This is a genomic window from Thermococcus camini, assembly GCF_904067545.1.
Taxonomy (GTDB): Archaea; Methanobacteriota_B; Thermococci; order Thermococcales; family Thermococcaceae; genus Thermococcus; species Thermococcus camini.
The window spans coordinates 769,226-789,598 of the sequence record NZ_LR881183.1; the positions used below are offsets into that span (position 1 = coordinate 769,226).

The 20,373-nt window shown below is 53.4% G+C and carries 26 protein-coding genes; 11 read left to right on the plus strand and 15 right to left on the minus strand.

Annotation, left to right across the window (positions count from 1 at the left end; all coding sequences use genetic code 11):
• Positions 1–58 precede the first annotated feature (58 nt).
• Positions 59–754 (plus strand): STK_08120 family protein, encoded by a 696-nt coding sequence (locus tag TIRI35C_RS04075; RefSeq protein WP_188203011.1) that lies wholly within the window; start codon positions 59–61, stop codon positions 752–754.
• Here TIRI35C_RS04075 and TIRI35C_RS04080 read toward each other — a convergent pair.
• Positions 751–1,251, minus strand: a complete 501-nt coding sequence (locus tag TIRI35C_RS04080; protein WP_188201834.1) for an HIT family protein — start codon at positions 1,249–1,251, stop codon at positions 751–753. The genes TIRI35C_RS04075 and TIRI35C_RS04080 overlap by 4 nt on opposite strands.
• A 112-nt stretch (positions 1,252–1,363) precedes the next feature.
• Between TIRI35C_RS04080 and TIRI35C_RS04085 the strand changes: the two genes are divergently transcribed.
• The 3 genes from TIRI35C_RS04085 (at position 1,364) to TIRI35C_RS04095 (ending at position 5,372) form a co-directional block, all read left to right on the plus strand.
• Positions 1,364–2,599: a 2,3-bisphosphoglycerate-independent phosphoglycerate mutase gene (locus tag TIRI35C_RS04085; protein ID WP_188203012.1), complete on the plus strand. Its 1,236-nt coding sequence runs from the start codon at positions 1,364–1,366 to the stop codon at positions 2,597–2,599.
• A gap of 98 nt (positions 2,600–2,697) precedes the next feature.
• Complete coding sequence (locus tag TIRI35C_RS04090) at positions 2,698–3,516, plus strand: aldo/keto reductase (RefSeq protein WP_188203013.1); 819 nt, start codon at positions 2,698–2,700, stop codon at positions 3,514–3,516.
• Positions 3,516–5,372 (plus strand): aldehyde ferredoxin oxidoreductase family protein, encoded by a 1,857-nt coding sequence (locus tag TIRI35C_RS04095; protein ID WP_188201835.1) that lies wholly within the window; start codon positions 3,516–3,518, stop codon positions 5,370–5,372. The genes TIRI35C_RS04090 and TIRI35C_RS04095 overlap by 1 nt, the downstream gene beginning before the upstream one ends.
• Positions 5,373–5,834: 462 nt before the next feature.
• Here TIRI35C_RS04095 and TIRI35C_RS04100 read toward each other — a convergent pair whose 3' ends face one another.
• The 11 genes from TIRI35C_RS04100 to TIRI35C_RS04150 form a co-directional block, all read right to left on the minus strand.
• Positions 5,835–6,341: a hypothetical protein gene (locus TIRI35C_RS04100; RefSeq protein WP_188201836.1), complete on the minus strand. Its 507-nt coding sequence runs from the start codon at positions 6,339–6,341 to the stop codon at positions 5,835–5,837.
• Positions 6,342–6,382: 41 nt separating this feature from the next.
• On the minus strand, positions 6,383–7,108 hold the full coding sequence (locus tag TIRI35C_RS04105; protein WP_188203014.1) for a tRNA-binding protein: 726 nt from the start codon (positions 7,106–7,108) through the stop codon (positions 6,383–6,385).
• 1,092 nt (positions 7,109–8,200) lie between these two features.
• A complete protein-coding gene (locus tag TIRI35C_RS04110) occupies positions 8,201–8,527 on the minus strand; it encodes a hypothetical protein (protein ID WP_188201837.1) in 327 nt (108 codons plus the stop codon).
• 1 nt (position 8,528) lies between these two features.
• Positions 8,529–9,512: a DHH family phosphoesterase gene (locus TIRI35C_RS04115; protein ID WP_188201838.1), complete on the minus strand. Its 984-nt coding sequence runs from the start codon at positions 9,510–9,512 to the stop codon at positions 8,529–8,531.
• The gene (locus TIRI35C_RS04120) at positions 9,490–9,822 is read right to left on the minus strand and encodes a DUF3194 domain-containing protein (protein WP_188201839.1); all 333 of its coding nucleotides are present in this window, start codon (positions 9,820–9,822) and stop codon (positions 9,490–9,492) included. Before TIRI35C_RS04120 ends, TIRI35C_RS04115 begins: the two co-directional genes overlap by 23 nt.
• A 29-nt stretch (positions 9,823–9,851) precedes the next feature.
• Positions 9,852–10,202: a prefoldin subunit beta gene (locus TIRI35C_RS04125; RefSeq protein WP_188201840.1), complete on the minus strand. Its 351-nt coding sequence runs from the start codon at positions 10,200–10,202 to the stop codon at positions 9,852–9,854.
• A 109-nt stretch (positions 10,203–10,311) separates the two neighbouring features.
• Entirely contained in the window at positions 10,312–11,412 is a 1,101-nt protein-coding gene (locus tag TIRI35C_RS04130) for a hypothetical protein (RefSeq protein WP_188201841.1), read from the minus strand.
• 80 nt (positions 11,413–11,492) lie between these two features.
• Positions 11,493–11,768: a KEOPS complex subunit Pcc1 gene (pcc1, locus tag TIRI35C_RS04135; RefSeq protein ID WP_281400512.1), complete on the minus strand. Its 276-nt coding sequence runs from the start codon at positions 11,766–11,768 to the stop codon at positions 11,493–11,495.
• Complete coding sequence (locus TIRI35C_RS04140; RefSeq protein WP_188203015.1) at positions 11,714–12,352, minus strand: ribosomal biogenesis protein; 639 nt, start codon at positions 12,350–12,352, stop codon at positions 11,714–11,716. The genes pcc1 and TIRI35C_RS04140 overlap by 55 nt, the downstream gene beginning before the upstream one ends.
• 52 nt (positions 12,353–12,404) lie before the next feature.
• Positions 12,405–12,554 (minus strand): DNA-directed RNA polymerase subunit P, encoded by a 150-nt coding sequence (locus TIRI35C_RS04145; RefSeq protein ID WP_014788082.1) that lies wholly within the window; start codon positions 12,552–12,554, stop codon positions 12,405–12,407.
• Positions 12,555–12,587: 33 nt separating this feature from the next.
• Positions 12,588–12,848, minus strand: coding sequence for a 50S ribosomal protein L37ae (locus TIRI35C_RS04150; protein ID WP_014012168.1), 261 nt, complete (start codon positions 12,846–12,848; stop codon positions 12,588–12,590).
• 1,266 nt (positions 12,849–14,114) lie between these two features.
• Here TIRI35C_RS04150 and TIRI35C_RS04155 point away from each other — a divergent pair.
• From TIRI35C_RS04155 to TIRI35C_RS04185, 7 genes are all read left to right on the plus strand, one after another.
• The gene (locus tag TIRI35C_RS04155; RefSeq protein ID WP_188201843.1) at positions 14,115–14,432 is read left to right on the plus strand and encodes a hypothetical protein; all 318 of its coding nucleotides are present in this window, start codon (positions 14,115–14,117) and stop codon (positions 14,430–14,432) included.
• Positions 14,433–14,463: 31 nt separating this feature from the next.
• Positions 14,464–14,964: a hypothetical protein gene (locus TIRI35C_RS04160; protein WP_188203016.1), complete on the plus strand. Its 501-nt coding sequence runs from the start codon at positions 14,464–14,466 to the stop codon at positions 14,962–14,964.
• Positions 14,965–15,031: 67 nt separating this feature from the next.
• The gene (locus tag TIRI35C_RS04165) at positions 15,032–15,292 is read left to right on the plus strand and encodes a hypothetical protein (protein WP_188201844.1); all 261 of its coding nucleotides are present in this window, start codon (positions 15,032–15,034) and stop codon (positions 15,290–15,292) included.
• 9 nt (positions 15,293–15,301) lie between these two features.
• Positions 15,302–16,063 carry a 7-carboxy-7-deazaguanine synthase QueE gene (locus TIRI35C_RS04170; RefSeq protein WP_188201845.1) on the plus strand — a complete coding sequence of 254 codons (762 nt, stop codon included), beginning with the start codon at positions 15,302–15,304 and terminating at the stop codon, positions 16,061–16,063.
• A gap of 153 nt (positions 16,064–16,216) precedes the next feature.
• Complete coding sequence (locus TIRI35C_RS04175) at positions 16,217–17,542, plus strand: RuvB-like helicase (RefSeq protein ID WP_188201846.1); 1,326 nt, start codon at positions 16,217–16,219, stop codon at positions 17,540–17,542.
• Positions 17,543–17,583: 41 nt separating this feature from the next.
• Positions 17,584–18,186 carry a hypothetical protein gene (locus TIRI35C_RS04180; RefSeq protein ID WP_188201847.1) on the plus strand — a complete coding sequence of 201 codons (603 nt, stop codon included), beginning with the start codon at positions 17,584–17,586 and terminating at the stop codon, positions 18,184–18,186.
• The gene (locus TIRI35C_RS04185; RefSeq protein WP_188201848.1) at positions 18,183–18,476 is read left to right on the plus strand and encodes a hypothetical protein; all 294 of its coding nucleotides are present in this window, start codon (positions 18,183–18,185) and stop codon (positions 18,474–18,476) included. Before TIRI35C_RS04180 ends, TIRI35C_RS04185 begins: the two co-directional genes overlap by 4 nt.
• Here the strand turns inward: TIRI35C_RS04185 and TIRI35C_RS04190 are convergent.
• From TIRI35C_RS04190 to TIRI35C_RS04200, 3 genes are read right to left on the minus strand one after another with little or no spacing between them, the layout of a single operon-like run.
• A complete protein-coding gene (locus TIRI35C_RS04190; RefSeq protein ID WP_188201849.1) occupies positions 18,463–19,458 on the minus strand; it encodes a PIN domain-containing protein in 996 nt (331 codons plus the stop codon). The genes TIRI35C_RS04185 and TIRI35C_RS04190 overlap by 14 nt on opposite strands.
• Positions 19,442–19,924 carry a hypothetical protein gene (locus TIRI35C_RS04195; protein ID WP_188201850.1) on the minus strand — a complete coding sequence of 161 codons (483 nt, stop codon included), beginning with the start codon at positions 19,922–19,924 and terminating at the stop codon, positions 19,442–19,444. Before TIRI35C_RS04195 ends, TIRI35C_RS04190 begins: the two co-directional genes overlap by 17 nt.
• Entirely contained in the window at positions 19,921–20,370 is a 450-nt protein-coding gene (locus TIRI35C_RS04200) for a hypothetical protein (protein ID WP_188201851.1), read from the minus strand. The genes TIRI35C_RS04195 and TIRI35C_RS04200 overlap by 4 nt, the downstream gene beginning before the upstream one ends.
• Positions 20,371–20,373 lie beyond the last annotated feature (3 nt).

A 20,373-nucleotide genomic window follows, 5' to 3' on the forward strand; every position in this document is an offset into this window, starting at 1 on the left:
ACCAACGGTTTAAGAAACGCTTTTTATATCTCTTTCTATGGTTTCTATGGGGATAAACGTGAAAACGAAGAGCTGGGAAGTTGAAATCTCTCACCCGTGGGACAGCCTTCAGGTTATCCTCAGCGAGCCTGAGAAAACCCTCCCATTCTTCCCGTACTTCGAGGATATCCGGGGCGACAGGGTTCGCTTCAAAGTGCCCCGCTTCATCTTCAACTTCGGCTACGAGTTCAAACTAACCGTGGGATTCCAGGAACACCGTGCCGTTTACACGTTCACCGGGGATAAGGGAATACTGACAATAACTTTCGAGATAGGGGGAGAGAAGCTCAGGGTAACCGCGAGCTGGGCCGGCTTTGGGGAGGCGCTGATGGGCAGACCGTTGGAGAACTTCGCCAGGGGTATAGCCGAGGCCATTAGGGACTTCTGCAGTGCCCAGGCAAGCTGTCCCAGGGCGAGGATACAGAACGGCAAGGGCGTCGTTGAGAGGATAACCCCGGAAACCGCCCCTGCTCTGATAAAAAGGGTCTCTTGGGAGCTCAAAGGGGAGGACTTTATTATTGAGGGGCGGGCGGAGGATGGAACGTTTTTATCCGCCGCTGTCCGTGGAGGAAAGCTCACCCGGCTTACTGTTAGGGATCCCGAGGGCAAAAAGAGCATTATCGAGGCTGATATTCCCGTGCTGGAGCTAGGAGGAGACCTCTTCGAGGGGCTGCCCCTCAACAGGGAGTTCACAATAGAAGTTAAGAGGGCTTAAAGCCCTGCCTCCCCCACTATTTCATCTATCGCCTTCTTCAGCTCGTCGTAGGCTTCTTCCAGCGACTCGGGGATTACCTTGGTGTCCGCTATCACCGGCATGAAGTTGGTGTCGCCGTTCCAGCGCGGGACGATGTGGAGGTGCACGTGGTCGTCTATTCCGGCGCCGGCAACCCTGCCGAGGTTCACGCCCATGTTGAAGCCGTGGGGGTTCATGGTTCTCCTCAGGGCCTTTATCATGAGCTGGGAGAGCCTCGTTATTTCAAGAAGCTCCTCCTCGGTCAGGTCTTCCCACTTCCCGACGTGTCTATAGGGAGCTATCATGACGTGCCCGGGATTGTACGGGTAGTTGTTCATGATTATGAAACAGTGCTTCCCGCGGTAGAGAATGAGCCTCTCCCTGTCGCGGTTTTCCTTTGGGAAGTCACAGAAAATGCAACCATCGTGTTTGGGTGAGCGTATGTACTCGATCCTCCATGGTGCCCAAAGGGTTTTCATAACCTCACCTCCAGTGGGAGAAACGGGGGTAGGTTAAAAGCTTTTTTGAGGTGGGCATGATCATCCAACAAAGCTTTTAACTCCACCCTTCTACTCACCCCAGGTGATAGATATGAAGCAGAGAAAGGGACTTCTTATAATCCTCGATGGTCTCGGAGACAGGCCGATAGAGGAGTTCGGGGGAAAGACCCCACTGGAGTACGCGGACACTCCGAACATGGACAGGCTCGCCAGGATGGGAATCCTCGGCCAGCAGGATCCGATAAAGCCCGGTCAGCCGGCCGGAAGCGATACCGCCCACCTGAGCATCTTCGGCTACGACCCCTACAAGGTTTACCGCGGCAGGGGCTATCTCGAGGCGATGGGAGTGGGCCTCGACCTGAGTGAGGACGACTTAGCTTTCCGCGTGAATTTCGCCACCATCGAGAACGGAGTCATCACCGACAGGAGGGCTGGCAGGATAAGCACGGAAGAAGCGCACGAGCTGGCGAGGGCCATTCAGGAGAACGTTAAGCTTCCGGTTGAGTTCATCTTTGTAGGGGCCACAGGCCACAGAGCCGTTCTGGTCCTCAGGGGCATGGCCTCTGGCTATAAAGTCGGCGAGAACGACCCCCACGAGGCCGGAAAACCACCGCACAAGTTCACCTGGGAGGACGAGGAGAGCAGGAAAGTTGCCGAAATCCTTGAGGAGTTCGTCCAGAAGGCCCATGAGGTTCTTGAAAAGCACCCGGTCAATGAGAAGCGCAGGAAGGAGGGCAAGCCGGTAGCTAACTACCTGCTCATCCGCGGTGCCGGAACCTACCCGGACATACCTATGAAGTTCACCGAGCAGTGGAAGGTAAAGACAGCGGCAGTTGTTGCGGTTTCCCTCGTCAAGGGCGTCGCAAGGGCCATAGGCTTCGACATATACACGCCAGAGGGCGCGACTGGGGAATACAACACCGACGAGATGGCGAAGGCAAGGAAGGTCGTTGAGCTGCTCAAGGGCTACGACTTTGTCTTCCTACACTTCAAGCCGACCGATGCAGCGGGCCACGACAACAACCCGAGGCTCAAGGTCGAGATGATAGAGAAGGCCGACAGGATGATAGGCTACATTATCGACAGCATCGACCTCGAAGACGTCGTCATCGCCATCACCGGTGACCACAGTACGCCCTGTGAGGTCATGAACCACAGCGGCGATCCGGTTCCGGTTCTCATCGCAGGTGGTGACGTCAGGGCCGATCACACCGAGAGCTTCGGCGAGCGCGAGTGCATGCGCGGCGGCCTCGGCAGGATAAAGGGCCACGATATCGTACCGGTGATGATGGACCTCATGAACCGCTCCGAGAAGTTTGGGGCCTGATTCAATCCCTCTTTTGTTTCTCAGGTTTGTCCACTCATCTAAGCGTTAAGACGCAAACCTTAATAAGTTCGGAAACCTAAGGCTTTTAGGTGTCAGCCATGAAAGACCTAAAGGTTATCGGTGATGATAAAGTTACTTCTATAGGTCTTGGGACGTGGGGTATAGGAGGTTATGAAAGCCCAGACTACTCCCGCGACAGAGAGAGCGTTGAGGTTCTGAGATACGGCCTTGAGCTGGGGATTAATCTCATCGACACAGCTGAATTCTACGGGGCCGGTCACAGCGAAGAACTCGTTGGAAAGGCGATAAAGGGCTTTGACAGGGAAGAGCTTTTCATAATCAGCAAGATATGGCCGAGTCACTTCGGCTACAGTCAAGCCAAGAAGGCCGCGAGAGGGAGTATAAAAAGGCTCGGCACCTACATAGACTTCTACCTTCTCCACTGGCCCGGTGACAGCTGGAGGAAGATAGAGGAAACCCTCCACGCTCTGGAGGAACTCGTTGATGAAGGATTGATTCGTTACATCGGCGTGAGCAACTTCGACCTTGAGCTATTAAAACGCTCCCAGGAGGCCATGAGGAGGCACGAGATAGTCGCCAACGAGGTGAAGTATTCTCTCAGAGATAGATGGCCCGAAACGAGCGGCCTTCTCGACTACATGAAGCGCGAAAAAATAGCGCTCATAGCCTACACCCCCCTCGAAAAAGGCTCGCTCGCGAGGAACCCCTGCCTGGAGGAAATTGGAAAGAAATACGGGAAGACCTCTGCCCAGGTCGCCCTCAACTACCTCATCTGGGAGGAGAACGTTGTTGCAATTCCAAAGGCCGGCAGGAAGGAGCACGTCGAGGAGAACGCCGGTGCGATGGAGTGGAGACTTTCGAAGGAAGATAGGGAAAAGGCAAGGGGGTGCGTCTGATGTTCGCCTATCAGAACAAAATCGCTCGCGTTAACCTGAGCAGGGGAAAGGTCACCTACGAGGAACTGCCCGATGAGATAATCAGGAAGTTCATAGGTGGCAAAGGCCTCGGCTACTATCTGATTTACCGCGAGGTTCCACCCGGCACGGATCCACTCAGTCCAGCGAACAAGTTCGTCTTCGCTCCGGGAGGATTAACCGGCCTGGTGCCGGGTTCAAGCAAGGTCATAGCGGTGAGCAAGAGTCCGGAGACGAGACTTATCAGTGATTCAAGCGGTGGAGACGCCTTTGGCCCAAAGCTCAAGGGCCATTTCGATGCCCTAATCATCGAGGGAAAGAGTGAGGAGCCAGTTTATCTCTACGTTCACGATGGAGAAGTCGAGATTAGGGACGCGAGCCACCTCTGGGGCAGGGGCAACTACGAAGTGGCTAAAGAGCTGTGGAAGGAGCACCTGAAGGCGAGCATGGCCCTAATAGGCCCCGCCGGAGAGAATCTGAGCAGAATAGCCAACGTCATCTACGACACCGAGAGAGCCAGCGGGAGGGGCGGTCTCGGAGCGGTTCTCGGAAGCAAGAGGGTCAAAGCAGTTGTAGTCGAACCCGGCGAGAAGCCCAAGGTGACCAACCCCGAGGAGTTCCAGAGGCTATGGCAGAGCTTTTACGACCACTTCGCCACCGACCCCAAGTACGAGCACACGAGGAACTACGGAACGAGCGACGCCTTAAGGAGCGCCGCCTCGCTCGGAATGAGCCCGGCTTACAACTTCTCAAGGCCCTACATCCCGGACGAGCTGGCGAGCAAGTTAGCTGGAGACGAGGTCAAGAAGTATGAAGTTGAGCCGGAATGGTTTGTCCACGGCAAGAGCTGTCCGATAAAGTGCGCCCGCTACGTTGAGGTGGAATACAAAGGTAGGAAAATCCGCGTCAAGCCCGAATACGAGAGCATAGCGATGCTCGGAGCGGCTACCGGCGTCTTCAACTTCCCGGCGGTGGCTTACTTCAACTGGCTCGTGAACGACCTCGGGTTAGATAGCATAGCGACAGGGGCCACCATCGGTTGGTTCTTCGAGATGGTCGAGCGCGGGCTTGTGAGCGAAGAAGAAATCGGCTTCCCAGTCAAGGGCTTTGGCGACGAGAAGGCTGAGGAGAAGCTCATCATGCTGATGGCGGAGAGAAAGGGCATCGGCGCGGTTCTGGCGGACGGTGTTAAGCGCGCCTGCGAGCGCTTAGGTAGGGGCTGCGAGTTCGCCGTCCAAGTGAAGGGCATGGAGAGCCCCGCCTGGGATCCGCGCGGAAGGAGAACCTACGCTTTGAGCTACGCCACTGCCGACGTTGGTGCGAGCCACCTCCGCGGTTGGCCGAGGCCGCATCAGCTTCCGGAGCAGGGGCCGGCAAAGGAACTGGTGCCCTCGATGATAGAGGGCAGGGACGAGAGCTACATCACCGACATGCTCGGAACATGTAAGTTCGTCCCCTACAAGATGGAGGAGTTAGCCAGGCTCTATTCCCTTGCCACCGGCGAGGAGTGGACCGTTGAGAAGCTCAGGAAAGTGGCTCAAGCGGTCGAGAGCATTGCCAGGATACACGACGCCCTCGACTGGGTAACCCCGCCGATGGACGACACGGTTCCGCCGCGCTGGTGGGAGCCAGAGCCAGAAGGCCCTGCAAAGGGCAATAAGGCCTTCATAGACTACAACGACTTCCTTGAGGCGAGGAGGGAGTTCTACAGGCTCAGAGGCTGGCACGAGGAGCTCGGCGTTCCGTTGCCTGGGACGATGGAAGAGCTCGGCTATCCTGAGTTTAAGGGAGATGCTGAGAGGGCGTTGGAGGTGGTGAAGAGGAGAGTGGGGCTTTGAGGCCCCTCACTTTTCCATTACCTTCCACACCCTCTCCCATTCTGATATTACCTCCTGGACAATGCTCCTATTTGCCGGCTCAAACCCGAGCACGCTCCAGTCGGTCGTGTTTATGACGACGCGGTAGTAGGTTCCATTGACTGAGTAACACGTTGAGCCGATGCATTTAATCGTGTAGTTGGCGTAGACGATGGCCGTTGCAGTTTCGTTGGGCCAGGCACAAAGAGTGATCCCCCTACACTGCCAGTCCGGGTTCTGCTGGTAGCAGTGGTCAAGGCCGTGGAGGCTATTTTATCCAGAAAAATCATATAGTCGGAAGAGAGATGTCCTGGTCGTTGTGGGTGTTGAAATCTTCCCAGAGCAAGCCTAATCCTAACGCCAGCAGCAAAAGAACAAAAAATGCAAGCAAGTGACTGCGTTTTGGGTTGTTCATACCCTTCACCAGTATTGTTTTTTGGGTTTCTATGTCCCTTTAAGTCCCCCTCCTATTTTGACAACTGCCGGGGCTATACAGGTGCCATTCTTGTTTTTTATCTCGATATCTTTACCGAAGGTGGATTTGACCGGGGAGTTGCAGGGGAATACTTTGCCATTGTGTTCCTCAAAAAACCGGAGATATTCCTTTACCTGCGTTTCGTTTGCCGGAACCAGCTTTACACTCATGTTTTCGAGATCAAAGAAGGCCAGATAAGTCCTGTTTTTCACCTCTACTATGCCCTCCATACGGAGTACCCTGCACTTCGGGCTGAGCTTCGTGCATGTACTCCCATCAACCCAGTAAGTAAGCTGTGGCTTAAGGGAGAAGTTGCTCAGGTTTGCGTCATAGAGCATGTTCAATGCAATGTCAGGGGCGAGGGTGGGGGAGTTGGGCTTTGGACCCCGTGTCTCGTGGCCTATGATATGGAATGCAAGAAGGAGCGAGGCCACAACAGCGATTGGTACCAGGTATCTTTTTCTCATGGAGACCACAGTTACAACTTAGAAAAGGGTATTAAAAATGTGTCGGAAAATCAGCCCTTCAAAAATGCCTCAACTAAATTCCTCGTCTCGTTGAAGGCCTCGAGCGGAACTCCCTTGGGCAGGCCGCCTATTTCCCCATTGACACCCTTCAAAACTCCCTCTCCGGCACCGAGGAACATGCCCTCGCTGACTATTCCCCTGAAGTTCGCAGGCGGAAGCAGGGCAACGGCGACGCGGTTTCCTTCCTTAACGCTCAAGTCGTTGGTAACGACTGTTATCGCCCTGTCGCCGATGTTCACGTTGGTAACCAACAAGCGGTCGGCGTTCGGGTGCTTGCCGACGCTCATCACTTCCCCGACCTTGATATCCACCGCGATGACCGGGTCGTTTATCTTGCCGAGGGCGAGACGCTTGTCGAGGCCGAGTATCGTGTTCAGGAAGAACCTGACCTTGGCCACCTGCTCCTCGACCTTTTCGCGCTCGCTCTTATCCGCCAGGCTGATGAACTTGTGGTGCCAGTCCTCGCCACCAAGGGCCTCGATTATACCGCTGGCCTTCTCCTTCAAAGCTTTCATCTGCGGGGTCTCAATCAATTCCTTCGGCTCCACGTAGCTGTACCTCATCGCCTGTATCTCCGGGATCATCTCCTTCGCCAGCTGAATCGCTCCCTTCTTGTTCCACTTCCCCTTGAATTTGGCTCCTTCTATCGTCTTCAGGAACAGCTCCACCGCCTTCTCCGCCACCAGTAAGCGGTAATCCTTGCTCGTGTCCCACATAACTCTCACCCTCCAGTGCCTCCAAAACCCTGTTCTTAACGCTTTCGTCCCTTATTCCCTCGGCTATCGAACGGGCCTTGGCTTTGTCACCCCAGCGGGCATACGCTAGAGCCACCTCGCCGAGGAGCTCGGACGCTATCTTATCGTCCCTGATAACCCCAGCCAGAATCAGTGGCTCCTCCAGGAAGCCTATGCGGAGGAAGCGCCTCGCTATTCCATCAAGCTCTCTGTCAGTTGGCCTGAACTTACCCACGAAGACTATCTCAAGGGCATCGTCGAAGACCCTCCTGCCGAGCTTCGGCTGCTCGTGGAGGTAGAGCCAGTAGGCCAGCTCGAGCATGGCTATTGCTCTTCCCTCAAGCGGGAGGAAGCGCATCATTGAGATCGCCGGCTCGACCTCTCCCTTATCCAGGAGTTCCTCTACTGCCGTCTTGCCCCTCTTCAAAACGTCCCTGATGAGCTCTATCTTATCCTCGATATATTTTGCCTGGAGTTTGAAGAATATCGAGGCGTAAACGTCCCGGGCCAGTTCGTAGAACTCAATGGCCATTTCGTTGGGTATCTCGTCGGCGCTCTTCTCAATTAACCGGGCGACCTTTATCAGCGACGATGTTGTCGCCGACGACAGCCCCCGCGAGGCCTGAAGAAGCTCCACAGCCTCCCTGAACAGCTCTAGGCCATCCTTATAGCGGTCCGAGAGGACGAGGTTCCTTGCTATCCCTGCCAGAACCTCCCCTTTAATCCGCGGGGAGTCTATGCTCCCGGCGATACCTATGGCGTTTTCAAAGTAAGCTTCGGCATCCCCGTCCCTGTCGAGCGTGTAGAGAGCCCTGCCGAGGATAGAATAAGCTAAAGCCTTCTCCGGCGTTCCGCTTATGGATTCGAGCGTCTCCAGCATGTGGCTCAGGACTTCTTCCCTTGGAAAGGCCGTCAGTACCTCTGTTAACGCAAGAAGCCGCCGTATTTCATCTCCTATTTCCAGCGCGTTTCTCAGCGCGCTTCTGTAGTCGCCTTTTGAAAGGTAAAGCTCCACGGCCTCCACGAGAACCACCAACCGCTGGAAATAGGGAACGAAAGTAAAAAAGGCTATCGCTATCCCTTGACCTTTTTATCCCACTGTTCGAGCATCGTGTCGAGCGCTAAAAGGCTGTTGAGCCTAAGGCGAACCTTCTGGTTCTCCCAGTCTATTGATCCATTGAACTCGTTGAGGAGCTCGAAAACCTTTTTGGCCTCTTTTTCTGGAAGGTTCCTTCCGTAGAACTCCTCACCGCAGTGAGGACACTTGAAGACGAAGCCCTCGAAGGTTTGAACGAACTTTTCACGGTCTTTGAAAACCTCCCCCGCGTTCTCAAGGGTTAGCATCTGCTCGATCAGTTCACCCCAGTCGAGGGGTTTACCGCAGAGCGGGCACTTTGCCATATCAATCAGCCTCCCTCAAAAACCTCTCAATCTCCTTCAGGATGAGCTTTATAGCCTCGTCAAGGTTCTTTTTCCCGTTCGCCCCGGCGGCGCCGGCATGGCCTCCGCCCGAGCCGTCTATAACCGGCCCGACCTTCTCCATGATTTTGCCGAGGTGGAGGCCTTTCTTGACGAGGTTCTCCTTGGCCCTCGCGGAAATCCGAACCCCTTTCTTCTCACTTCCCACAACCGCTATGTCTGCACCGAGGTTTAGAAACGTTTTGCATGCCAAGGACTCGTAGGCAGAAACCTTTGAGACCGCTATGAGGTACTTCCTGAACTTTTTGAGTTCAAGCCTCTGGCAGGCCTTGAGGATGGCCATTCTCTTCGCCTGATCGATGTTCTCGCCGCTGACTGGAGAGACAAGCTGGAAAATCTCGCCCATCGGGATTGGAAAGTGCTCCAGCATCTCGCTTACCGCCTTGAAAGTCTTCACGTTCGCGAAGCGGAAGTTTGCCGTGTCGGTGACTATTCCGGCGAGGAGTGCTCTAACGGCGGTCTCATCGTAGAAGCCAAAATATTTGAACAGCTCCCAGACTATCTCTGCCGTGGATGTGCGTGAGGAGTCAACGACGGATATATCCGCCTTGATCGGCTTCTCCTTCTCAGCATGGTGATCGATGACGATAACGGTCTTACCGCGCGGAATCTCGATGGGTTCTAGCTGTTCCAGCGAGGAGGTGTCGAAGATTATGACAACGTCTTCCTTAACAAGGGGGTCCTTCTCTAGCGGAACGGGTGAGAGCGTTAACAGTCTCTTCGCGTAGGAGGAGACGCTCTGGGCGACGCCTATTCTCACGCTTTTAACGCCCAGGGATTTGAGGTAGATGGCAAAGGCTATCGCCGAACCAAGGGAATCAGGGTCGGCGTTGTGGTGGCAGAGGAGGAGGAAGGACTTGCCCTTTGACCCCTGAAGGAAGCGCTTAAGCTTGAGTTTTCCCTTCATCCGCAATCTCCCTCAGCTTTCTCTCGACGACCGCGTAAGCCTTCTCAACGGCTTCGTCTATTAGCCCCTCAACGTCCACCTTCACGAAAATGGGAACCTCAAGGTAGACCTCAACCTCAAGGTCGAGGGTTTCCTCTCTGTTTATCCTCATCGTGACCTCTATATCCTTGACATCACTTCTGTTGAGGACGTCGAAGACGTGCTTGATTATCGTCTCCTGAGCGAGCTCGCCGACCTCTATGAGCTGCCCCTCGCTCAGCTCCGGCAGACCGATGTTGATGACCCTCCTTCCGCTGGCTCCCTCGTCCATCACTATCCCCCCAAATGAAAGAGAAGAGGTCAGCCCGCAGTGGGGCGAAGTGAGCTCTGTATCTTTGCCGTCAGCTCCTTGAGCTTCTCGTTGAGCTTCTTTTCCTGCCTCTCAAGGGCACTGAGGCGAACCTCAAGGGTCTCGACCTTTTCTTTCAGCTCTTCCAGGGCCTTGGCCTTCTCCGTCTTGACGATGAGAGTCCCAACGGTCTTGTAGATAACCGTTCCATCCTCGACCTTCTCGATCTCCTCCAAGGCCTTCTTTGCCTCGGTGAGCTCAAGCTGAACCTTCTGCTTCTGCTGAATGACGAGCTGGAGCTGCTGCTGGTAGCTCTCGAGCTGACCGAGCATGGCCTGAACCTGGGGCGGAATGTTCTGCATGACACACACCTCCGTAATCGTAATGCCGGGTTAGAGTAAGGGGCGGGCTTTAAATAGTTTAGGGAACAAATTAAAAGAGAAAACAACAGAACCACGGAGGGAAGTAGGGCTATGTAAAGTTCCATACCCAATCAATGGTTACTGAGCCGGTCCAATGGTCATCAAACCAGCTCCTGCGATTGTATGTCCATTCAACAGACGCGGTTAGTTTTTGGTGAACAGTTGTTGAAGAAATAGGAACATGGGTTATAAACTGGTATCCCGGCTCCAGCTTGACCCAGCTGTCGGCATAGCTCTCAGCTTCATTCCTGTTGAATGTGTATGTCCACCTTACCCAGTCCTCGTTGGTATCAACTTGAATTTTGAAAAGCTTAATTACCTGCTGTATTCTAATGGAAGCCCCTCCCGTGCCGAGGGTATATGAGATGGTGGACTGAGCCTTAGAGTTGTATTCGTTAACATCGTGGCTGGGACCAAAGTCAGCTAGGTTGAAAATGTTGTTGCCATCAGGCTTCACATTAGCGGTAATTTTAACAGTGTCAATCTGCCATTTTCCAGTTCCGCTGTCGCCGTAGAGGTAATGACCCGACCAGACATAGGTTATCATATCAACAACTCTATAGTCCTTTTTTGAGTCTGTGTCGGCAAGCCTGTACACTTCCCAGACGAGTTTGAGCTTACCGTGAGGCTTCCAGTCGTCATTAGAACTCCACTCGATCGTGCTCTCAATATGAGCGCTAACTGTGGCTACGGATTCTGGAGTATAAGTCCCTCCGGACTTTCCATTAATAACCGTACGCCACGAGAAATTAGAGGGTTCAACCTTCAGAGTTATGTCCTTGTCCCAGTCTATTTTTGAAAACTCTTTTCTGGCTTCAGAGAGAAACCTAGTAGGATCCTTGACATTAGTACCGGCGTATACGAAGAACTTTCCATCAGGAAGAATTCTCACTGCATACATAGTGTTTCCTTGGAACAAGGGAGCGTAAGGAAGAACTCCCATATTGACGAGAGACTTCAAAGTATGAGTGTCAACTAGCACAAAGCTTCCGCGGTTCAACGTTGAAACAACTTCGTGAATCCCCTGCTTAGGTAGGATATCCACAGAACTACTGGCTCTAGTTGAGGTATCTGCTTGAGGATGCGCTGAAGCAAAAAACAAGCTTCCAACTAAGATACCCAGTACAAACCATACTATTTTTTGTCTCATCTAATCCCCTCCAGCAGGCCATCAACCAAAATAATATTGATAATAGTATTTAAATGTTCCAGGATATGTAGCGAAGATTCTTAAACCTCAAGCGAGTCCATAGCGACCTTAATCCATCTCAGATAGGAGTTCAGCGTACCTCTCAGAGCGGAGTTGTCCCGGGCGAGAAAGCGGATTATTATTCTGTCCCCCTCGCGGAGAAACTCTATCTTACTCCTTCGATAGGGCACGCTCTCGTGCTCGTAGAGGACGCTTTCATAAACTATTCTCGCAGTCTCCTCGTCGGGAAAGGAGAGCTCGATCATTCCTTCGATTGACCAGGTTTTTTCTTTAGAAGAGCCTCTTTGTAGTCCCATCTCCGCCCGTCCTCCATTATCCAGATCTTGACGCTTATGAGCGGGCCAACGGCCTTCTCCTTATTAACGTCCAGGCGATAGAAGTTCACCGCCATTCCGCGCGGATGCCTCTCGATGACGCTCAGAACGTCGGTGTTGTACCTGTCGGCTATTCCGAGGAGCGAGCGCTCCTTTCTCGGCACGAACTTCCCGCCGGTAAGCTCGGCAAAGACCTGGGCGAAGGCAACGTGGTCGAGGCCGACGCGCTTTGCTGTGGTCACAACAAGCGGCATCTCCTCGCGTATGGGCCTTATATCCCTGAAACCAATCTCACGCTGGAGCTTTATGCCGTGGAGGTACAGGTAGCCGAGATAGCCCCAGTCCTCGGGGTCAACCCTGATAAAGGTCATCTTAAGCGGGTTGCCCTTCCAGACGTTGACTATCAGAAGCCTCTCGTAATTCCTGTCGTATGCTTCCATGAGTAAATCCTGTATCGTCTTCTTTCCCCGGGTCAGGTAAAGCGAGTTGGGGAAGACCCTCTCCAGGTCGTGGCCGAAGCTCCTCGTCCTCCTCGTGGGTCTGTGGGAAGTCGTTATCAGCATCATGGCCCTCACTCAAAATTCGTTTAATCGATAAAAGGCTTTCGAAACGAAAGAATCAGATTGCCTTTACGCGCCTGGCCACCCTGGGCCTGGGCTTGTAGAGTATCTTGCTGCCGCAGTAGGGGCAGCGGACTTCCCTGGTGTTTTCGAGGTCGAGCTCGACCTCCCTTCCACACTTTGCACAGCGGTAAACGGCCATCACCATGGTTATCACCCTAAACTAAGCAAAGGAAAGGGATCAGGCCTTGGAGGCCGTGACACGCTTGGCGACCTTTCCGGCAGGAGTGGTCGGCAGGTAGGCACCGCCGGCGAAGGTGGCGCCGCACTTCTGGCACTGCCATATGCCCGTGCTTATCCTCCTGACGGCCTTCCTTCCGCAGACCGGGCAGACGTGCTTCTGCTTCATCTTGGCCTCAACAGCTGCGACCCTTCTCCTGATCTTAAGACCGTACCTCGGACCGTATCTTCCGGCTGAACCAACCTTAGTAGTCCTTCCCATGAGCATCACCCCTAACTATCAACCGATTTTCACGACTGGAGAGTGTTTCCGGGGACGTTTTATAAACCTTTGCCTGGAAACTTTGGGGAGCAAAGTCCCATCAAAGTTCGCGGTTCCCTCAAACCCGCCGGTTGATGGAAGATTCCCTTATAAAATTTATCCGAGCGCTGAAACTTTGTCGGGCAAAGTTTCATCAAAGTGTGTGATTGAAGCTTTTGGGAAAAGCTCCACCAAAGAAACTTTTCTTGCGAAAAGTTTCATCAAAGTTTGTGATTCCTCTTCCAAAAGGTGCAGTTGAAAAGGGTTTGCACTATCAAACTGCCATTTTAAGCTGGAATTCACATTTCACAAGCCTCAAAACAGGGGTTTAAACCATCAAAGCGCTCCAACGGAGCGCGGAAGAAGCAAACCCACTTAAACAAGGCAATTTCAAAAAGGAATTCTTCACCAAAAACCACACTCAATGAGGCAAACCACCTCAAAAAAGCGCCTCAAAAACGAATCGCCAACCTTGATCAAACTCTGCGGGACTGTCGTCCCTTGCGTCGAGCAAAGCTCGACATCGCGCAGGCGAACAAGCTTTAGGAAAGCTTGACCAAAGAACGCCCTTTCCCATTCAAAGGAGCAAAAATAGGTTGTGCGCTGATGGATTGGGCAATTCTGAGGCGAGTTTGACATTAAGTAGGAGCTTTTGAATAGTTTCAGTCCATTTTTGGCGTCCTTTGGACGCCGTTTGAAGAGTGAAACACTCATGGGGGAGCAAATTGGAACGAAACTCCTTTCAAAAATTGCCAATTTTAGAACGGGCACTTCATTTTCCGCCAGCGCTGAAGCTTTTGGGAAAAGCTTCACCAAAAGTTTGTGGCTCCACTAAACTTGAACGTGCTTAAGTGTGATTATTCTAAGTGAAGAGCTTTCAACGCGGAATCCATTCGCTTTACAAGTTAAAAGGGAGTTCTCCCCCATTGACGCCCTCCGGGCGTCGGTTTAAAAACGAACTCCTCTAAAAAGAGCGTGCCTTAACGAATTCCAACATTCTAAGGCTTAAACTCACACGATAATCACACTTTAGAAACAAGCCCTGAGGAGGAGCCACAAACCTTGATCAAACTTCGCGCAGGCGAAGTTTGTAAGGGGGGCATTTGAGCTGTCGCCCCCCTGGGGGTCCCGACGTCATCGCAACCCCATACTCGTCGGGCAGATTTATATTGGTACAAAAAGATAAAAGCCTTCTGGGATTAGCATCATCTATGGGAGGCAAACGGTATGGAAAGGGTATGGGGTTCGGTGTTTCCGCTCGTTTACACAATCGTCTTCGCTCTAACAATGAAGCAGTACAGCCTACAGTTCACTCCCCTTATTTCATGGGTTTTTGTCGGCGGGGTGGTTCTCTCTTCTTCGGCTGGCATTTACCTTGACGGCAGAATGCCTCTAAGAAGTGTCTTCATCTTCGGACTTTTCACGCTAATATGGCTTCTCATTGGAATAAGACACAGTCCACCGGGCAACTGGTATGTTCTGGGTGGTATATCCGGCTACTTTCTGCTCGCGATTCTCATGCAGAGGACGAGCAAACCCTTATAACTTCGCCCCCAACTCCAATTAGGTGCAGGACATGGCTGGAACGATAAGTAAGATAATACACTTCCGCGACGAAGAGGAATTTCTCGATGACATGACCGGGATAATGGAGCGCTTCTCGTATCTGGCGAGCAAATACGGGCACAATCCCATAGAAGGCCTTCTCCTGTGGGACTACATCGGCGTTCAGGACGAAGAAGGCGTAAAAATTTTCCGCGTGGGCGAGTTCCCCTACTTCGAGGGGACACTCAGGCTCGACCTCGAAACGCTCCGCGTCATGGAGCGCTACTTCGACGAGATGGAGAGCAAGTGGGACGAGCTCCGCGTGGAAGACATCGCCTACTTCGTGGAGATGCTGAATGAGGCCCTGGGCAGGGAAATCGTCTTCTACGAGGCCTACGACCTCGGCCTTGACAGGAACACTGCCTACATAATCATTAACATCGCGAACCTTCACTATCTGGAGAGCGTTCTCGAGGGGCGGGACAGGGAGATATTTGAGGAAGCCGTTGAGATGCTGATGAGATACCTCTGAGCGCCCAATTGCTTAACTGCATAATTAAATAAATGCTGAGTTATGTAATTGCACGGGGGGTGATTGCTTGCTCTTCAAGAAGAGGGGAACCTTTACCGAGGAAGATGCCAGAAAGGTCATCGAAATCGTGAGCAAAAGGCCCAACGAGCGGGAGATAATCATCATGGCGGAGAGGATCACCGATGAGGCAAAGAGGCGCCTCTGGGACTACGCGAGGGGAGTTCAGCTGATGGCAGACATGACCGGCGAGGAAAGAAAGGTACGGGTCGAGATTCTTGAAGGCTACGTGAGCAAACACGTTAAGGGCGTTGATGTGGATGGGCTGTGAGGTGTTGGCATGAAGCTCGTGATGGCCGAGGTCTTCAACAGCTGGCAGGGTGAAGGAGGGAGCGTTCCCGGAAGTGCCTTCGGCAGGAGGCAGATTTTCGTCCGCTTCGCAGGTTGCGACCTTAACTGTGCCTGGTGCGACTCAAGGGAATACATAGACGCCTCTCGCGTTTCCCGCTGGAGATATGAGGTAGAGCCCTTTACAGGGGAGTTCGAGTACAGACCAAACCCTGCGGAGCTCGATGATGTCGTTGATGCCATCCTGCGCCTCGATACCGGTGACGTACACTCGGTAAGCTACACGGGCGGCGAGCCCACGCTCCAGATAAGGGCGCTCAAGGCGCTTATGGAGAAAGTGAAAAGCCTCGGCTTCGACAACTTCCTTGAGACCCACGGCGGCCTTCCGGAGCTGGTTAAGGAAGTGGCACATCTCACGGATTACGCGAGCGTTGACATAAAGGACGAGACGGCAAAGGCCACAGGGGACTGGAAGGCTTTGGTTCTCCGTGAGGTCGAGAGCATAAGGGTTCTGAAAGAAGCTGGCGCGAAGGCTTACGCTAAGCTCGTCGTTACGTCTAAAACAAAGCCCGAGAACGTCCGCTGGTACGCTGAACTGTTGAAGGGTTTGGCTCCACTCGTAATCCAGCCGAGGGAGCCGATCGAGATAAGTCAGGAGAAGCTCATGGAGCTGTACCGCGAAGCCTCGCTCGTTATGGGCCGGAAGAACGTCGGGCTGAGCTTCCAGGTTCATAAGTACCTCAACGTGCTTTGAGAGGGTTTTTAAAGCTCCTCCCCAACTTCTCCCGGCGATGATGACATTGGCCTTTGGGGTGAGTGATGCCCGGGATCGACGGCCTGAGCCTCCGTCAAATTTTTAAATCTCCCCCCTTTTAGTAACCCACGGAAAGATTAAGGGGGTGGTGCCATGCCAGTAATTGAGGAAGTTACCGCACCGAGGAGCTTTGAGAGGATTGGAAGCCACTCCCACATAAGGGGCCTTGGCCTCGACGAGAACGGAAAGGCCAGGTTCATGGGAGATGGGATGGTCGGACAGGTCAAGGCGAGGGAAGCGGCTGGAATAGCCGTTGAGCTCATCAAGCGCGGCAAGCTCGCCGGAAAGGGAATTCTCCTCGTCGGCCCGACGGGGAGCGGTAAGACGGCGATAGCCATGGGCATAGCGAGGGAGCTCGGTGAAGATGTTCCCTTCGTCCAGATAGCAGGGAGCGAGATTTACTCTGCCGAGGTCAAGAAGACCGAGTTCCTGAAGGAAGCTTTGAGGAGGGCCATAGGCGTAAGGATAAGCGAGGAGAGAAAGGTCTACGAGGGTGAGATAAGGGAGATTAAAATCAACAGGACGAAGCACCCGTTCAACCCCTACGTCGAGATTCCTGAGAGCGTCATCATAACCCTCCGCACGAAGGATGACGAGAAGACGATTAGGGCAGGACGGGAGATAGCCTACCAGCTGCTTGAGATGGGCGTCGAGGAGGGCGACGTCATACAGATTGACGCGGAAACAGGAAGGATTTCGAAAATAGGCACCACCAAAGAGGAGGAGGGCCTGTTCTTCAAGAGGAAAGTGAACCTGCCGAGCGGCCCGGTTCTCAAGATAAAGGAGTTCACTTACACAGTAACCCTCCACGACCTCGACGTTGCCAACGCCCGCGGAAACATCTTCGGCCTGCTCTTCAGCACGGGGGCGGAGATAAGCGACGAGATAAGGCAGAGGGTTGACGAGACCGTCAAGAAGTGGATCGAAGAGGGGAAAGCCAGCCTCGTGCCGGGTGTTCTCTTCATTGACGAGGTTCACATGCTCGACATCGAGGCGTTCTCCTTCCTGGCCAGAGCCATGGAGAGCGAGCTGGCGCCGATCCTAATCCTCGCGACGAACCGCGGAAGGACGAAGATAAGGGGCACCGACCTTGAGGCCCCGCACGGCATTCCGATAGATATGCTCGACAGGCTGCTCATAATCAACACCGAGCCCTACAGGAAGGAGGAAATTCGCGAGATAGTCAAGATAAGGGCGAAGGAAGAGAAGATCGAGGTCAGCGAGGATGCCATCGAGTACCTCGCGGAGCTCGGCGAGAAGACGAGCCTGCGCTACGCGGTGCAGCTCCTTGCGCCAGCCAGTGTTCTTGCCAGGGGCGGAAGGGTTGAGAGGGAGAACATCGAAAAAGCTAAGGAGTATTTCGCCGACCTCAGGAGGAGCATGGAGTTCGTGGAAAAGCTTGAGGGAATGCTTCAGTAAAACTTTTAAGCTTTAATCTTTTAACTTTTCCCGGTGATAAAGTGTTGCCGGGGTTTTGGGGGAAGAGGCTCTTCGTTTTTCCGGTGGTTCTGGCACTTTTGGGGTTCCTGCCCTATGGTGGGCCCGCACTGACCTACATCCAGCTCAACGGAACTTTCTCCGGCGGTATCGTGGTTCCAGCAGCGATAGCAGGCGAGGTCACTGATTACTTCGAAGGACTCAACGCCACTCTTTACTCGTTCGAGGCGGGAGTTACCGGGGACGAGATGAACGCCAGCATAACCCTCCTCGCCCTGAGGCTTTCCCCACCGCACGAACCGGTGGACTTCGAGGTTATCGTAAACGCCCGTCCGATAAAAGGCACCACCTACGTCTCCTACGCCGAGAGAATTCCGGTGTGCATCGAGTACGGTGGGCGCAGGTACAGGGCGTTTTTGACGGTAAATCCCGTGCATGAGGTTAAGGCTTCGGGAAGCTGGGGCCAGGATTACCTTAACGGCGCCTCAAACTCTACCCTAATGGCGTTGGGTGACCTGAGGCTGATTCTCAGGGTTGAAGAATCGGAGCACTATGTCTTTTCGATCATAACCCCGGAGAACTTTGAAGTAGCCGCTGGTGGACTGGTGCTTGGGGGGAAAACATGAGGCGCCTCCTCATTGCCCTTCCGTTTCTCGTTTTGGGTCTTTTCTACCTGTTCATGGAACTCAGAATGGACTACCTCATGGTGGTTCTCCTCGGCTGGCTCACCTTTGCCCTTGAGTATCGCTATGGCAGCGAGAGCAAGGAAGGAGAAGAGCTTGTTGCCTTCAGCGTCTCGGCCTCAATAGTTATTGCTCCCCTCCACATGACCTTTGCAGAAGTCTTCGCTGCCTTTATCTTCCTGATGGAGGTTGCAAGTCTGTTCGCAAAGTTCAAGCTGTTTAGTCGTTCATGATTTCCATCAGCTTCCTGCTGAGCTTCAGGTGGAACTCGAACTCGTGATATGCCCTGTTCTCCGTCGGGAAGACAAGCTTCAGCTCGTTCAGTCCCTGCTTCCCCCCAAACTCGCCGAACACAGTTATCCCGTTCACCTCGATGACGCCGAAGACCGCCGCGAGGTTGAAGAGGAGCGTCCTGAGCTGGTAAGCGGTAACGTCGTGCCTCCCAAGCTCTCTGCGCGGATACTTGAAGAGGAAGTACTCTAAACCTTCCATCTCGGCAACATCTGTTATCGCTATGTCCGCCGTAAGGAAGACGAGCAGGGTGGGCGTCATGTTGTCGTAGTGCTTGAGGGATTTCACTATTATCTCGTCGTTGTTGTGGGCTGGCTCCTTGACGCTCTCCGCTATGATTATCCTGTCCTTTAGCCTCTCGAACTCCTTTAGGGCTATGTAAGCCGCTTTCCTGCTCCTCTTCGTCCTCCTGTTGCTGAACTCCTTCAGCAGGCTTCCATTCCTCACCTCGCGCCTCATCTCTTCAAGCTCTCTGTGCCTGTACTTGTAGTTCATCGCGTTTTCAATCTCCTTCTTCACGCCTTCCGCCACGACTATCTGATACCTGTCAAGGGGTCGGAAGCCCGAGATGAAACGGTGGTAGAAAAGGTTCGTGTCGGGGGCAAAGGCGACGCCCTTTTTGAGCCTCTCGTAGAGCTCAAGGTTCTGGAGGAACTCGTCCACGTTGTCGTAGAGGATTATGCCCGAGGAGATAAAGCACTCGTAGAAGTCGGTGTAGGTGGGCAGTTCGTGGGAGAGGTACTCAGGAACCTTTGCGTTGAATTCCCTTTTGCCAGCGATGGCCTCAACGCGGTAGCCCGTCTCTATCGGCTTTGCCCTCAGAAGGGGGAGGTCATAGAGGGGATAGCTCACACTAATCTCACCAAGGACGTTCATAAGGATCTGGAGCTCGGGTTTTTCAATAACCTCAATAGGAGACCGCATCTTTATCACCCAGGAAGTTCTTGAGACGCTGCATGTGGATGGGTATCATCATATAGGGCCTGTCCGGGAAGTCCATGTCGAGGAGTGCCATGTAGATTATCCCCTCCACTGGGAACTCCCTGAGCTGAACCACGGCAGCGGTGGCGAGGGCCTTCCGTCCGGACGTTATGTCCAGGTCGATGGTGTATCCTTCCCTCTCAAGTCTCTGAAAGAGCTCCTTGAACTTTCTGTCGGCCTCAAGGAAGCTGTTGTCGGGGATTATGATGGCCTCGATCTCGGGAGTGAAGTTATAGGCCCGCGAGATTGCCTTTAATGCCTCCACAACTCTGGGGAGCTTTTTGCGATACGTCTCTTCCGTGAATATGAAGACCCGGTCCGGTTTACTCCCCCTTGAGACGACCGCGTAGTAGGTATTTACCAGTGCCCATTCCGAGCGGCCGAGCAGGGTTATGTAGGCAATCTTCATAAACCACGCCCCCACACGTACGCTAAAGCACCGTAGGCTATCGCTAAGATGAATGGCACGGCTGAGATTCGCCCCTTGACGGTTCCGTAGGCGAGAAGGAAAGGAACCAGTGCCATCACAAAGTACTCAGCGCCCCATGCCTCGTAAATTCCAAAGCCTGTAACGGCAAAGAGGAAAAGCAGGGATGCAACCACCCCTGCGGGAACGGTTAAAACCGTGAGCATGAGGGCATCAACCGCTTTGCCCGATTTTCTCTCTGGGATTAAGACTATCCAGAAAAGGAAGGCCAAAACGGTGAAGTGTAGAAGCAGTTGTAGGAACTCCACGTCAAGGTTCGGCTCTCCCCTCGCGGGCAGGTAGTAGAAGAGAGCCGCCCCAAAGGCATAGACGAGCGTCATGATGAGCGAGATTCCCCACTTTACCAGGGAAGAGCTGTCCATTTTCATCCG

Excerpts from the sequence above, each read along its gene's own strand:
- TIRI35C_RS04080 (WP_188201834.1), bottom strand. The coding sequence starts at position 1,251 with ATGAAAACCCTTTGGGCACCATGGAGGATCGAGTACATACGCTCACCC.
- TIRI35C_RS04085 (WP_188203012.1), top strand. The coding sequence starts at position 1,364 with ATGAAGCAGAGAAAGGGACTTCTTATAATCCTCGATGGTCTCGGAGAC.
- TIRI35C_RS04090 (WP_188203013.1), top strand. The coding sequence starts at position 2,698 with ATGAAAGACCTAAAGGTTATCGGTGATGATAAAGTTACTTCTATAGGT.
- TIRI35C_RS04095 (WP_188201835.1), top strand. The coding sequence starts at position 3,516 with ATGTTCGCCTATCAGAACAAAATCGCTCGCGTTAACCTGAGCAGGGGA.
- TIRI35C_RS04105 (WP_188203014.1), bottom strand. The coding sequence starts at position 7,108 with ATGTGGGACACGAGCAAGGATTACCGCTTACTGGTGGCGGAGAAGGCG.
- TIRI35C_RS04110 (WP_188201837.1), bottom strand. The coding sequence starts at position 8,527 with ATGGCAAAGTGCCCGCTCTGCGGTAAACCCCTCGACTGGGGTGAACTG.
- TIRI35C_RS04115 (WP_188201838.1), bottom strand. The coding sequence starts at position 9,512 with ATGAAGGGAAAACTCAAGCTTAAGCGCTTCCTTCAGGGGTCAAAGGGC.
- TIRI35C_RS04120 (WP_188201839.1), bottom strand. The coding sequence starts at position 9,822 with ATGGACGAGGGAGCCAGCGGAAGGAGGGTCATCAACATCGGTCTGCCG.
- TIRI35C_RS04125 (WP_188201840.1), bottom strand. The coding sequence starts at position 10,202 with ATGCAGAACATTCCGCCCCAGGTTCAGGCCATGCTCGGTCAGCTCGAG.
- TIRI35C_RS04130 (WP_188201841.1), bottom strand. The coding sequence starts at position 11,412 with ATGAGACAAAAAATAGTATGGTTTGTACTGGGTATCTTAGTTGGAAGC.
- pcc1 (WP_281400512.1), bottom strand. The coding sequence starts at position 11,768 with ATGGGACTACAAAGAGGCTCTTCTAAAGAAAAAACCTGGTCAATCGAA.
- TIRI35C_RS04140 (WP_188203015.1), bottom strand. The coding sequence starts at position 12,352 with ATGATGCTGATAACGACTTCCCACAGACCCACGAGGAGGACGAGGAGC.
- TIRI35C_RS04145 (WP_014788082.1), bottom strand. The coding sequence starts at position 12,554 with ATGGTGATGGCCGTTTACCGCTGTGCAAAGTGTGGAAGGGAGGTCGAG.
- TIRI35C_RS04150 (WP_014012168.1), bottom strand. The coding sequence starts at position 12,848 with ATGGGAAGGACTACTAAGGTTGGTTCAGCCGGAAGATACGGTCCGAGG.
- TIRI35C_RS04155 (WP_188201843.1), top strand. The coding sequence starts at position 14,115 with ATGGAAAGGGTATGGGGTTCGGTGTTTCCGCTCGTTTACACAATCGTC.
- TIRI35C_RS04160 (WP_188203016.1), top strand. The coding sequence starts at position 14,464 with ATGGCTGGAACGATAAGTAAGATAATACACTTCCGCGACGAAGAGGAA.
- TIRI35C_RS04170 (WP_188201845.1), top strand. The coding sequence starts at position 15,302 with ATGAAGCTCGTGATGGCCGAGGTCTTCAACAGCTGGCAGGGTGAAGGA.
- TIRI35C_RS04175 (WP_188201846.1), top strand. The coding sequence starts at position 16,217 with ATGCCAGTAATTGAGGAAGTTACCGCACCGAGGAGCTTTGAGAGGATT.
- TIRI35C_RS04185 (WP_188201848.1), top strand. The coding sequence starts at position 18,183 with ATGAGGCGCCTCCTCATTGCCCTTCCGTTTCTCGTTTTGGGTCTTTTC.
- TIRI35C_RS04190 (WP_188201849.1), bottom strand. The coding sequence starts at position 19,458 with ATGCGGTCTCCTATTGAGGTTATTGAAAAACCCGAGCTCCAGATCCTT.
- TIRI35C_RS04195 (WP_188201850.1), bottom strand. The coding sequence starts at position 19,924 with ATGAAGATTGCCTACATAACCCTGCTCGGCCGCTCGGAATGGGCACTG.
- TIRI35C_RS04200 (WP_188201851.1), bottom strand. The coding sequence starts at position 20,370 with ATGAAAATGGACAGCTCTTCCCTGGTAAAGTGGGGAATCTCGCTCATC.